This window comes from Burkholderia theae, from assembly GCF_048565265.1.
Classification (GTDB): Bacteria; Pseudomonadota; Gammaproteobacteria; order Burkholderiales; family Burkholderiaceae; genus Burkholderia; species Burkholderia theae.
The window spans coordinates 1,943,788-1,956,585 of sequence record NZ_CP183462.1; the positions used below are offsets into that span (position 1 = coordinate 1,943,788).

At 62.5% G+C, this 12,798-nt stretch carries 10 protein-coding genes; all 10 read right to left on the reverse strand.

Features of this window, described 5'->3' with window-relative positions; genetic code table 11:
• Position 1: 1 nt before the first annotated feature.
• The gene (locus ACN22W_RS26235) at positions 2-4,711 is read right to left on the reverse strand and encodes an AAA domain-containing protein (RefSeq protein WP_419687638.1); all 4,710 of its coding nucleotides are present in this window, start codon (positions 4,709-4,711) and stop codon (positions 2-4) included.
• Between the two features lie 37 nt (positions 4,712-4,748).
• A complete protein-coding gene (locus ACN22W_RS26240; RefSeq protein WP_419687639.1) occupies positions 4,749-5,195 on the reverse strand; it encodes a hypothetical protein in 447 nt (148 codons plus the stop codon).
• A gap of 434 nt (positions 5,196-5,629) precedes the next feature.
• Positions 5,630-7,492 carry a methyl-accepting chemotaxis protein gene (locus ACN22W_RS26245; RefSeq protein ID WP_419687640.1) on the reverse strand — a complete coding sequence of 621 codons (1,863 nt, stop codon included), beginning with the start codon at positions 7,490-7,492 and terminating at the stop codon, positions 5,630-5,632.
• A 158-nt stretch (positions 7,493-7,650) separates the two neighbouring features.
• Positions 7,651-8,154, reverse strand: coding sequence for an OmpA/MotB family protein (locus ACN22W_RS26250; RefSeq protein ID WP_419687641.1), 504 nt, complete (start codon positions 8,152-8,154; stop codon positions 7,651-7,653).
• A gap of 39 nt (positions 8,155-8,193) precedes the next feature.
• Positions 8,194-8,958: a flagellar motor protein gene (locus tag ACN22W_RS26255; RefSeq protein ID WP_048250109.1), complete on the reverse strand. Its 765-nt coding sequence runs from the start codon at positions 8,956-8,958 to the stop codon at positions 8,194-8,196.
• 13 nt (positions 8,959-8,971) lie between these two features.
• Positions 8,972-10,213, reverse strand: coding sequence for a Crp/Fnr family transcriptional regulator (locus ACN22W_RS26260; protein WP_419687642.1), 1,242 nt, complete (start codon positions 10,211-10,213; stop codon positions 8,972-8,974).
• 275 nt (positions 10,214-10,488) lie between these two features.
• Complete coding sequence (locus ACN22W_RS26265) at positions 10,489-10,917, reverse strand: lytic transglycosylase domain-containing protein (RefSeq protein WP_419689834.1); 429 nt, start codon at positions 10,915-10,917, stop codon at positions 10,489-10,491.
• Positions 10,918-11,006: 89 nt separating this feature from the next.
• Positions 11,007-11,408, reverse strand: coding sequence for a hypothetical protein (locus tag ACN22W_RS26270; RefSeq protein WP_419687643.1), 402 nt, complete (start codon positions 11,406-11,408; stop codon positions 11,007-11,009).
• Positions 11,409-11,422: 14 nt separating this feature from the next.
• Positions 11,423-11,800: a hypothetical protein gene (locus ACN22W_RS26275; RefSeq protein WP_419689835.1), complete on the reverse strand. Its 378-nt coding sequence runs from the start codon at positions 11,798-11,800 to the stop codon at positions 11,423-11,425.
• Positions 11,801-12,017: 217 nt separating this feature from the next.
• Positions 12,018-12,680 carry a glutathione S-transferase family protein gene (locus tag ACN22W_RS26280; protein WP_048250105.1) on the reverse strand — a complete coding sequence of 221 codons (663 nt, stop codon included), beginning with the start codon at positions 12,678-12,680 and terminating at the stop codon, positions 12,018-12,020.
• Positions 12,681-12,798 lie beyond the last annotated feature (118 nt).

Consider the following 12,798-nt stretch of genomic DNA (forward strand, 5'->3'; position numbering starts at 1 on the left):
CTTATGCGACCTCCGATGCCTTGAGGAACGTGGCGTGGCCAGGGTTGCTCTTCATGTGCTCAAAGACCCTGCGCATGGGTGACTTCGGACCAACCCTACGCCCCCACATTTCCGCATCTCCGACAACGATGAGTCGTTCTTGGGCACGCGAAACAGCCACGTTGCAGCGGTTTGAAATTCCCACGTGTCCCGGTAACCCCTTCGGATTGCTGCGCACCAGGGAGAGGATGACGATGGCGTTCTCCTTGCCTTGGTAGGAGTCGACCGTGTCGATACGCACCAGGCGCTTGAACTTCGGATCGAACGGACGGCGCGACCACGCCAGCTCAATCTGACGTTTCTGCCCCGCATACATGCAAATGACACCGATTGGCGTCTCATCGTCAAGCTTCGCCAGCGCCGTGACCAAGGCACTGTCCGCCGCTAGCTTCTCCAGCACTGCGATGACCGCGTCGACTTCGCTGCGGTTGTGGATGGTGGTCTCCCCCTCCGGACGGTATTCGGAGTTCATGTGGTCGTTACTGGCATCGACCCAGACGAGCGGCTTGGACAACCAGGGCACCCCGAAGTCGGTCGGCTGCAGCGCCGACTTTCGCGCTGCGGAAGTCACCAGCCGGATACCGCTCTCCTCATAAAAGCATTCCGAAACCAGGTCGCAGATGACGCTATCCATCCGGTACTGCTCCGTCAACCGCACACCGACGGACTGGCCATAGGTCGACGTAAAGGCGCGCTCGAAATCGCTGCGCGCGAGTTCCTCGAACGAGACGTCCGGCTCAACTTCCTTCAGGTCGCTGAGCATTTGGTCGTCCATCATCGGTAGCAGCTGCAGGTGGTCGCCCACCAGCAGGACGCGCTTGGCCATCTGGATGGGCACCGCCAACTCGCCAGGCGTGCACCGGGCAGCTTCGTCAACGATGACCCAGTCGAACACCTGCGTCTCGATCTTGATGCGCGTCTGCCCGACGCCGACGCAAGTCGCCGACACAACGCTGCGCGTTTTGGCCAAGAACTCTTCGAAGTTCCGCCCGGGGGAGCCCAGCGAAGCCAGCCAGTCATTGGTAAGCTTCAACGCACGCTGAGCCGCGCTGGCATCCGCCGGAGAGACGTTCGGATGCTTCAGGTGCAACGCGTAGACCAGTTGGTCGTATGCCTGAAGCGGCAACACGCCGTCCGTTTCCTGCCCTGCCACGGCCTTGAACGCGGCCTTAAAGGCATCCTGGACTCTTGCTCGCTGCACGCGGTTGCGCTCACGATCAACGGCCAGTTGCCCCTCGTCCTCATCCAGGGCCTCCTGTACTGTGCTTAAGCGCCGCGCAAGGGTTCCGACCTGCTTGTCCAAGTCAAACAGCTCCGACGCGAACGTTCGGTCCACGCCCAGCGCCTTGGTGAGCTGACCAAACCGGTTCTTGGCGGCGGCATCGAACTTGACCCGGTAGCTTTCCCGTAGCTCAGACGTGTGGAAGGGTCGGATGCGGGCGGTGATGCCCTTGGAACCGATGCGCAGGAGGCTCGGCCGCGTCTCACCGCGTTCCTTATGCAGGCGCAGCAACGACTCGATCGCATTGTTGACAGCCTCATGCGACTGGCTGGCAATAAGGACACGCTGGCCGCCTCCCTTAGAGATGAGCCAGTGCACGAAGGATGCGATGAACCTCGTCTTGCCGGTGCCAGGCGGCCCCTGAAGCAGGCCAACCGGTCCAGAAGAAAGCAGATGCCGGAACGCGTGCTGCTGGCCAGCATTGAGCCCATAGGCGGCAAGCTGTGCGTCGTCGACAGAAAGGTCGAAAGACTTCGGTGGGACGCTCTTGTGCGGATCGAAGTACTCCACCAGGTCGCCGATAACCGAACGGCCGTCCAGGATGCGACGGACAGCCCGCGAACGCCGCTCCATCGAGGTCTGCTCTCGGCGCTCTGCCAGACGAAGGTGATCTCCGTCCGAGATGTTCCCGCGCTCGCACACGATCCCGATGGCACTCGGGAGCGAGCTCGCTGACAGGTCGACGTAACCAATTTTTCGGTTGCCGACGAAGACGTCGATGGAGTCGTCCTCATCGAAGTCGAAGTCCCTTCCCAGGTTTTCGTAGGCCAGCACGAGCGTCTGGCCCTTTTGAGCCAGGATCTCGGTGACAGCGATCTCGACGCGGGATTCCTCTTCGATTTCGAGCAGCTTCGTCCAGTGCCAGGTCACCTCGAACTGCGTAGGAGGCGCTGAGTGATCCTCCTCGGCAGGAAGGACGGTGAATCGCTCGTGGCTGCAGAGGTAGGCATAAAGCTCCTCAAAGCCGCCGATGCCGCCTTCTTGAACCGTCACCCTAATAGGGAGATCGCTGTGCGCTGAGCGGGACTCGCGCTCGAGAGTCGCGAAGAAGGTCTGCCTGAAATAGTACTGTTGCAGTTCGATCCCAGTGCCCTTCAAGACCAACTGGGCCTTTTCGGTCGTGAGGTCGAAGGTGACCTCACCAGACTGCTCGATGTAGCGCCGCACATACAGCTTGTCCACCTGGGAAAAGCCGTGAGTTGGGCGCTCGGTCTTCAGATGGAACTCGATCACTTCGGCCGCCGTCAGCGCCTCCACCGCCTGAGACACCTTGGCCAGCGCATACTGAAGCGACTCGATAACCGGTTTCTTCAGCTCGGCGTCGAGTTCGAACTGAAGCGCCTGGGCGGCACTACCCGGATCCAGCACAAGCAGCATCTGGGCCGCCTTTAAAGCGGCAAAGCGATCGATTGCTGCCTGCGGCAGGAGCTCCCAGTTGTCAGGCAGCATCGACGGCGTTCTTGATGCCCCGTCGCCAACCTGCGAGATATCAAACGGGTCAATAAGGCAGACGGTTCGATCGTCGACGCTCACCAACACATTGGAAGGCGAGATGTCTCCATGCTCGCAACTGCGCTCGTGTAGCGAGGTGACCGTACGCAGCAGATCGGCAGCAAGTTCCAACCCTGTGTTCTCAGGGAGTGACTTAAGCTCCGCCAAAGGCGTTCCCTCGCTTCGTTCATACACAACGAAAGCGCCCAGCGGGGAAAGACCTCTTGCCAGGAACCGCGGGAGTCCTTTGAGCGGGGCGTCAATCAGCTGATCAACGCTCAACAGCAACTTCAGCAGCGCGCAATCGCTCTGCGTCGAACGGCCGCGCAGCCACGACATCCAGACCTTGACCATAACGGTCTCGGCTCCGTTGATGTGCGAGTAAACCTGCTTCTGACTCAATGACGAGACGACAGCCGAAAGCGGCCACCGCACGTACGGGACGTCAATGGTCTCAAACCGGTCCAACAAGGTCGGGTCGAATCCATCAACTGGCCCCGCCTCGACTACGACCGCAAACGCATCCATGAGCTCTGCCGCGCTCGCATATCGCGATAACGGGTCGGCGGAGAGTCCTCTTCGCACCCAGTCACCGAGGTTCTTAAGCTCCGGCGGTAGCGTCGCAACGGTTGCCTCGATATCCGAGGCCTTTGGAACCTCGCCGGTGAGCACCTGGGCGGCCAGGTAGGCGCAGCTGTAGACGTCCCTCTGCCGACCGGTGCTGGGACTGCCACTAGCGTCTTCTGGCAGGAACCCTGCGTAGCCCCGCAGGTCTTTCAACCAGTCCATCACCGTCGTCTTGTCCGGCAGCTGACAGGACATGAAGCCGGTCAGCGCCAGGTCACTGTGCCCACCCACCCAAATCGACCGAGGACCGAGGTCCCGATGGGTCACGTTGACTCGGTGAAGCTCAGCGACGACGCTCAGCAGGCTCATGACGATGGTGATGCGATCCAAAACACTCAGCGCATCCGTGTTGCGCACGATGTATTGGTCAAGCGGATACCAGCCTGGCGCAATCTGGCGAACTTCAAAGTGCCCGGTCGACACCTCCTCGTCCGGGGTGGCCACCTCTCGAAGCACGCGCTGACGACCGATGAGTTCGCTGCCGATGTCTTGAAGGTAGGCGAATGCGTTGGTCTCGCGCATTGCCACGAGTTTGCGCATCTCCGAGCTATTGAGTCCAACCGGCAGATTGTTGAACGACCAGGTTCGCACCATTGCCTTCAAGCGCTTCTCTTCGCTTCGCTCGGCCAAGTGGTCGCGCCAGACCTGCTTCGGGTGCACGAAGATGTCCTTCTCCGTGACCGTGTAGCCTGCCCAATCCGACTCAAGCCGCTGGAAGAGCTGTGTGTTGTTGAAGATTTTGTCGAACTCCGCCTCGAGACTGCATGCCTTGGTGAGCGACACCTTGCCGCGCTTTACATACAAATGGCGCTTGGCTGGATCCCCGATGGCAATTGCCTCCGCGAGGGTCAAGCATCGCTCCTGCTCATGCGGTTGAAGGTTCGCCGCATTGGCGGTGCCCGTGAAGACGACGCGCGAGTCCACATAGAATGCACCGGCTAGCGAACTCTGACCTTGAATAACGGACTTGAGCTTCTTGGCCTTCTCATCGACAAGGATGACGGCAGATCGCTTGCGCGGAGCCCCGTTGACGAACCAGCGGTCACCTTTGTAGGTCAGCTTGCCGTTCCAGTCCTTGATCTCAAGGAGGAGGATGAGGTCGTCCATGACCACGACCGCATCAATCTCCATTGGAGACTGATTGCGCGGGAAGCAGTTAAGGGAGACGTAAAGCAGCCAGTTCGACGGAAATGCCTTAGATAAAGCATCAATGCCCTTGACCTCGCGAGGCATGATGCCAGCGCTGTTGAGATATCTGACCTTGCAGGCCATTGCTTCTCCCCGAATTAATGTTCGCTCGATCGACGAACTATCCACAATGTTTATACACGCTGCGCGTGGTGAACGGGAGATATCCCGATAGATGGGGCGTCGGCGTGCCACAGACTCTCAGCAATGGCTTCCACCATCGGCAAGGCACCCGCCCCACCCCACAAGCCGCAATCCCCGGCACCGTCACATTCTTCCAAAGGACATAAACCCGCTCCCCTTGCCTGACCAACACCACCAACGTATTCGGTCCGTCCGGCACCCCATCTTGGCTTTCACCGAGCAGCAACGCCTTCACCACAGCGTCATCCGGCTTCCGCTTCACTGGCAATTCTGCAAACCGAAACGCTGCAGCATCATCAAACATGTCCGTATAAAACGTCTCGTTATTGACGATAACGGCAACGTCATCCGTCGACTTGAGCCCCGCATCCGCCGTCGCCACCCAAGCTTCCAAAAGTGGAACAATCGTCACAAAAAGACTCACCTTCCCGTCATCCGAATTAAAGAACAACTCATCCGGCCCAAGCGTAATCCCGTTATCCGCCACAACGCTCTGAACGCCCCCTTCCCGGAAAACCCTTTCGCCTTGACCGTCCCGACAAGCTTTACCAGTTTCGCATTCAACTCGGCGGTATATTTCTTGTCCAAATCCGCCTGATCTTCCATCGAAGCGGCATTCACTGCCTCGGCAGCTTTCTTCCGATCCGCGAGATAAGAATCGATCGGCGACGCAACCACCTTCGCCCCGACAACAACAACCAGGCCAGGAGCACACCCACCCCACCCCGGCTTACAGTTTGGAAATGCTTTTCATTCTTGTATGACGTCCCCGATCCCAAGCCCGAATGCAAAACGGCTGCCGTGAACCCACGGCAGCCGTCCCTCAGAAACGCCTCATTCTAAAACGCCAAACAGACTTTATTCATCCACCTTGAAGGCCGACACCAGTTTGGTCAATTCCGCCGCCTGCTGTTTCAAACTCGCCGCAGCTGCCGCGCTTTCTTCGACCAAAGCCGCATTCTGCTGCGTCATCTGATCCAGCGACTGCACCGCATCCCCAATCTGGTCGATCCCGGCACTCTGCTCCAGACTAGCCTCGGCAATCTCGCTCATCATCGCGCTGACGCCTTGAACCTGCGAAACGACATCACTCATCACCTTCCCCGCTTCGCTGACCAACCGCGACCCGGTATTCACCGTCCCGGCGCTATGCTCGATCAGCGCCTTGATCTCCTTCGCCGCCTGCGCACTACGCTGCGCCAGATTCCGCACCTCCGACGCCACCACCGCAAACCCGCGCCCCTGCTCCCCCGCCCGCGCCGCTTCCACAGCCGCATTCAACGCAAGAATATTCGTCTGGAACGAGATGCTGTCGATCATCACGATGATCTCGGAGATCCGCTGCGACGCGTTGCTGATCTGCTCCATCGTGCTCACGACTTCGCCCACCACCTGCCCGCCGCGCGCCGCGGTATCCGACGCGCCGTTGATCATCTTCGCGGCGGTCGTCGCCGTCTCGGTGTTGTTCCGCACCACGGCCGTGATCTCTTCCATCGACGAAGCCGTGCGTTCCAGGTTGCTCGACTGCCCTTCAGTGCGTTCGCTGAGATCGGCATTCCCCGACGCGATCTGCGCGGAGCCGGTCGCGATCGACGCGGACGCCGCGCGAATCCGGTGAACCAGCGTCGACAGCGACGACACGAACCGGTTGAACGCGTCCGACAACTGCCCGATCTCGTCCTGGCTCTCGACCGTCATGCGGCGCGTCAGGTCGCCCTGGCCGCTGGCGATCTCCGACAGCAGCGTCGCCGCACGCCGGATCGGCGCGGCAATCGCGCGTCCGACCAGCCAGATCACGAGCAACGCGACACCAAGGCCCACCACCGCCGCGACCAGCGCCGCGCTACGGATCGCGCGCGTCACGGGTCCGAGCAGTTCCGCCTCCGGCACCTCGACGACGACATACGCATTCAGCTCCGGAATGAACGACGTCGCGATGAAGCGCGCGCCGCCGTCGCCGTTATAGCTGAGGTACGCATACGGCTTGCCGGCGAGCAGCGTCGACGACGCATCGCCCGGCAGGCCCGGCTGGTCCTTCATGAAATGCTTGCCGTCGATCAGCGACGTATCGCGATGCATCATGATCGCGCCGTCGGGACGCACGAGATACGCGAACCCGGTCTCGCCGATCCGGTAAGCGGCAATGCCCTTCGCGAGCGCATCGACGGACAGGCTCATGCAGGCCGCGCCGATCGGCACGCCGTCGATTTCGACGCGGCTGTTGATGAACATCATGTAGCCGCCGAGCGTCACCTCGCGATCCATGTTCACATCGAACGCCTTGCCGGACGACAGGAAGCTGGTCAGCCACTGATCCTTGTCGGTGACCTTCCGCTGCAGGCCGGCTTCGTTGTAGTAGTTGCCGCTCTTCACGGACACCCACTGCACGGACGCCGCCTTCTGCTCGTCCTTGACGTTCTTCGCCAGCTGGATCCAGTTGCGCGTGCCGGCATCGGGTTCGCCGTCGGCTTCCCACTGCAGCAGGAACGCATCGCGCGCGAGAATGCGCGACGCGGCGATCGGCCCGGCCATCTGCCGCTGCACGTCGGCGCGAATGCCGTTCACTGCCGTCGGCAACTCTTCGCGCACGACGCGGTCGCGCACCGCGTTGCCGATCAGACGGATGCTGAGTCCGCTCGAAATCGCGACGAACACGAGCAGGCAACTCGTCATGCTGAGAATCAGCTTGTTCTGAATGGAAAGCTTGCGCCAGAAATGCATGGGGAACCCTCGATAACCGCTCGGTCTGAGCCAGTTTGGGATATCGGCATGCACGCGCGGAAGCGCATCGCTGATTTCAGATATCGATCATGCGAGATTCGTTATGTCGTTGACAGGCGGGCATATGCGGCCGCCTATACGCGCAGGATCAGTGCAAATCAGTACGCAACGAAGATCGTCACGCGGCGATTCCGCGCCCGCGCGGCGGCATCGTCGCCCGTCACGAGCGGCTGCGTATCGGCCCGCCCGATCGCGGCAAGCCGGTGCGGCGCCACGCCGCATTCGGTCAGGTAGCGCACGACGCTCCCCGCCCGCGCCGACGAAAGCTCCCAGTTCGATTCGTATTTCGCATTCGCGATCGGCACGCTGTCCGTGTGTCCTTCGACGAGGATGTCGCCCATCGCATGCGCGCTCAGTGCCTGCGCGATCTGGTTCAGCACGGGTGACGAATCGGGCAGCAAGCGCGCATCGCCGACGTTGAACAGGATCTTCGCGTCGAGCGCGTTGTATTTCGCGAGCTGGAGCACGTACAGCGCGAGAAACAGCACCATCAGCGTCGTAATGAGATCCGCGTACGAAATCAGCCAGCGCCCGGACTGCGCGCCGTCGAGTTCGTCGTCATCGCGATCGGCGGCGGTCGCACCATCAGTTCGGGCTGTCATGCCGAAGGTCCCTGTTCGTCGTACCGCATACGCAGCCCATCACGCGAGCGATTCCGCCGCGCGTCCGCGCACGTCGCCGGTGAGGCGCGTTTCGATCGTATGCGGCGACTCCTTGCGCGAAATCGCCAGCAAGCCGTCGAGATACAACTTGCGGAATCGCAACTCGCTATCGATCTGCGCGCGCAGCTTGCCGTAGAGCGGCAGAAACACGAGGTTCGCGAACGCCAGCCCGTACAGCGTCGCGACGAACGCGACCGCGATGCCCGGCCCGAGCTGCGCGGGTTCGAGAATATGGCTCGTCACCTGCACGAGCCCGAGCACCGAGCCGAGAATGCCGAACGTCGGTGCATATCCGCCGGCCTGCTGCCACACGCGCACGGCGGCCAGGCGGCTGCGCTCGTACGCGTCGAGTTCGCGCTGCAATGCATCCTCGAGCACGGCGGTCGACACGCCATTGGCCAGCAGTTCGAGCCCGCGGCGCGCGAACGGATGAATGCCGCTGACGTCCATCGATTCGAATGCGAGCAGCCCGTCGAGTTTCGCGCGGTCGCCCCATTCGAGCAGGTCGGACAGGTTCTTGCGATCGACCTCGCGCGCACGCACGAACGCGAGCCGCAACTGCTTCACCGCATCGAAGAAGCGCGCCCAGGTGTTCTGGATCATCACCGCGCCGAGCGTGCCGCCGAGCACGATGACGAGCGCTTCGAACTGGAACAGCATCGAGAAATGCCCGCCTTCCAGCGAAAAGCCGAACACGATCGCCGCGCCGCCGAGCAGCACACCGGCCAGGGTCAACAGATCCATACGCGCCTCCGTGTCATGCATCCGATGCCGATGCGACGGACACGGTGCCCGTCGCAGGTGCCTTGGCCGCACGAACGGCATCCAGCACACGTCGCTCGATGTCCTCGATCTCGCTCGGGTCGAGCTTGAGTTCGCGGCGCATCACCCACGACACCTCGTTGCGCCGCGCCTCGGTCATCACGGAAAACAGCTTGTCGGCCACCGCGCGATCGTCGAGGTTCGCGATCAGCTTCGCGAGATCGTACGTATCGAACCCGCTGATCACGTCGAACAACGTGCGCTGGTCGACCCACACGAGATCCTCCAGCGCCTGCACGTCGCCGCCGCGGCGCGCGCGCCTCGAGAAGTACGCGACGCCTTTTTGCTCGACGTAACTGAGCACCTTCGATTTTCGAAACGCGAACACTTCTTCGGCAATCTCGCCGTTCGACAGCTTGTTGAGCAACAGCGTCTTCTCGACGCCGATCAGCGATTCGAGATCGGCCAGCTCGATGAGTTCGAGTTCGCTGTTGATCGACACGTCGAGATCGTGATCGGCGACTTGCTGCGCGCGATCGATCACGCGCGCGGCATCGAACGTGACGACCTGGCGCGCATCCGATGAAGCCGCGTAGTCGGATGCACCGCCGGCCAGGTCCGCCTGCGCGGATTCGATCGTGACGAGGTTGAGCTTTTCCATGCGTCGCAGCATCGCGAGCACGTGCGGCCGCGAATGGCCGGCAATCGCGCGGCACTTGCGGATCACTTCCGCGAGCGGCACCGAGGTCTCGGCCGCATGGGCCTGCATCGGCCGGCGTGCCCACGAATCGCCGGATTCGCGCGCATCGGCGCCCGCCATCAACGCCAGCACATGCGCATACGACAGCACGCCCGGCATGAAGTCGGCATGCGTATAGGTCGCGAGCTGATCGTCCTTGCGCTTCACGCGCCGGATCATGGTCCGCACGATATGGCGCAGCAGCGCCGACACGCGCTCGATTTCATCGTCGAGCATGCCGGCCGGCACGACCGTGAGCTGACAGAATGAAAGCGCCTTCGCGGTATGCGCACGCGGCTCGGCGGCGAGCAAGGCGGATTCCCCGAAGAACTCGCCACGGCCGAGCGTCGCGACGACGACGCGCTTGTCTTCGCATCGCGTGGAGAGCTCGACCTTGCCGTCGGTGATCAGAAAGATCACGGGCTCACCCGCGAAACCCTCGGCGTAAATGATTTCTCCTGGCGCCGCCGTACGCGTCCACGATTGCTGACGATTCAAGTCGATTCCCCTGCTGCGCTGACTTTTTTTGTCCGGCTGCGCCGCGCTTCATGCGCGATCATCGCCGTTCCCCGTGCTCCCGTTTACGACACGAGCTGAGGGGTTCTTTAACGTCATCGCATGGGCTCCGGACACGTCATCGGCAGCGAAACGTTTGCGCGGCGGATACGACGCGACGCATCAGGGAAAACGACAAATCGCCGCATGTCCGGCGGATCGCCCACGCCCGCGGCGATCCTTACTCCCAGCCTTCAACGCACACGAACGCGCGCGGCTCACTCGTGCACGCCCCACGACACGAGCACCGCATGGATGTTTCGCGCGTACTCGTCCCGCAAGCGCGGCGTTTCCGAGTGATACGCACCGATCGCCTGCCAGGTGTTCCCGTAGCGGACCATCTTGCGCTTCAGCATCCACGCGGCGACGTAGATGTTCACGCACGCATCCTTCAACGCGCCCGGCGGCACACCGTAGCGGCGCAACTCGCCGAAGTGCACCGAGTTGATCTGGGTCTGGCCGACGTCGATACTGCCATCCGCGTTGCGATGCACGGCGGCGGGATTGCCCTTCGATTCGTACCAGGCGATCGCGCGCAGGATTTGCGGGTTGACGCCCTGGTAGCCGGCTGCACGCTCGAAGCAGGCGCTGCCGGGTACGGCGTCGTCCGCACGCACCGGCGCAATGGACAGCGCGGTCAGCAACATCGCGAACCACAGCCATGACGCGCAACCTGGTCGCATCGAGACCATCCGGGTCCGGGTCGTCACGTATCCGCCGCTTCGATCCTGCCGCTTCATTGCGTCATCGCCAGCGCAGCTGTGCCGGCCCCCGTTGTACGCCGCTCGTGCACGCTTTTCGCGAGCGCGTCGTCGAGCTTCTTGTCCTCGGCGGCGAGCGCCGCACGCGACTCGTCGGTCACGACGAGTCGCACCTGAAATTCCGGCGCCTTCTTCACGGGCAGCGCGTGGCGCTGCTTCTTCGTGTGACGCCCGCCCGCCGGCGCGGGCGCCTGCGCTTCGTCGTCACCGCCCGCCCCCGGCGGCAGCGACGCGTACGGCGGCAGCGACGCGTACGGCGGCAGCGGCGGAAACACCTGATTGGATGCGGCAGGGGCAAACGGCGCACCGTCTCCGGGTGGTGCCGCAAACGCGGTGCCGCACACGAGCATGGCCGCACAGATCGACAGTCGTCGCATCGTGATATCTCCTGTCACTGGGTCTGGGTCGGTGCGACTTGCACGCTGTACGGCCGGCAACTCCCGGCCGCGACGTTCTCGACGCGCACCGACGCGCCACGCGGCGTCGCAATGCCGCGCCGGAGCGACTGGTTCAGGTAGTCGAAATCCTGCGGCAGCGCGGCCACGCGAATCGTCATCGGCTGCGTCTGCTTCGACGCGAGCGCGCCGACTTTCGCGAGCAATGCGGTCAGTTGGGGATCGCGTGCGCCAAGCGCATCGGCAGGTATGACGAAATCGACGAGCGGCGTCGACGCAGTGGGCGCGTCGTTATGCGCATTCGCGTCCTGACGTCCGGATTGAAGTTGGGCGCAGCCGGTCGACATGACCAACGCAGCGGCACTGACAAGCATGAAGAACGGTTTCACGTGATTCTCTCGCGGGCACTGGACCTGCGTTATCGGCAACGCGTCCGCGATGTTTACCCCGATCACGCGCGAAGCCCGCCGCACGAGACCTCACGACGAAAGTCGATTCCTCCGATTTAAGCGCCCCATGATCAGACGCCATTCGTCCGATCGTTGAACGCGTCGCGCGTTTCCACGCGTGCGCCGCACGTGATCCGGCGCGTCAGAACTCCATGTCGAGTTCGTCGATGTCTTCCTGCTCCGCCTTCGCCGCATCGATCCACTCCGCGACGAACGGATGCGCGAGCACGCGCATGCAGTATTCGGCGATCTCCGGTTCGAGCTTCACGTCGTAGGTCAGGAAACGCGTGACGACCGGCGCATACATCGCGTCGGCGATGCCGATCTCCGCGCCGAACAACCAGGGCCCGCCATACGCGGCCAGGCACTCGTGCCAGATCGTCACGATCCGCTGGATGTCGTGCTGCGCGCGCGACCAGATCCGGAAGCCGGGGAAATGCGCGCGCAGGTTCATCGGCAGCGCGGAGCGCAACGCGCTGAACCCGGAATGCATCTCGCCGCAGATCGACCGGCAATGCGCGCGCGCATGCCGGTCGTCAGGCAGCAGCCGCGCCTGCGGCCGGATTTCGTTCAGGTATTCGGCGATCGCGAGCGTGTCCCACACCGCGTTGCCGTCGTGTGTCAGGCAGGGCACGAGAATCGACGGCGACAGCAGCAGCAACTCCGCGCGCGACGCGGCATCGATCGGCACGCTGACCGTGTCGAATGCAAGCCCGCTCAGCTTCGCGAGCAGCCAGCCGCGCATCGACCACGACGAGTAATTGCGGCTGCTGATGGTCAGCGTCGTCTGTCCGGTGGATTCCATGTCGCTCCTCTGCTGAATGCCGTTCGTACCCCTGCACCGATAACGGACGCCGCGTGACGTCACCCGCACCACACCTGTGCGGCGGATTCGCCGAACTGGCGCAGCGCCGCACGATGTC

Coding starts and splice junctions, on each gene's coding strand:
- ACN22W_RS26265 (WP_419689834.1), bottom strand. CDS start 10,917: ATGTTGCTGACCGCGCTGTCCATTGCGCCGGTGCGTGCGGACGACGCC.
- ACN22W_RS26250 (WP_419687641.1), bottom strand. CDS start 8,154: ATGACAGCCCGAACTGATGGTGCGACCGCCGCCGATCGCGATGACGAC.
- ACN22W_RS26275 (WP_419689835.1), bottom strand. CDS start 11,800: ATGCTTGTCAGTGCCGCTGCGTTGGTCATGTCGACCGGCTGCGCCCAA.
- ACN22W_RS26245 (WP_419687640.1), bottom strand. CDS start 7,492: ATGCATTTCTGGCGCAAGCTTTCCATTCAGAACAAGCTGATTCTCAGC.
- ACN22W_RS26255 (WP_048250109.1), bottom strand. CDS start 8,958: ATGGATCTGTTGACCCTGGCCGGTGTGCTGCTCGGCGGCGCGGCGATC.
- ACN22W_RS26235 (WP_419687638.1), bottom strand. CDS start 4,711: ATGGCCTGCAAGGTCAGATATCTCAACAGCGCTGGCATCATGCCTCGC.
- ACN22W_RS26270 (WP_419687643.1), bottom strand. CDS start 11,408: ATGCGACGACTGTCGATCTGTGCGGCCATGCTCGTGTGCGGCACCGCG.
- ACN22W_RS26280 (WP_048250105.1), bottom strand. CDS start 12,680: ATGGAATCCACCGGACAGACGACGCTGACCATCAGCAGCCGCAATTAC.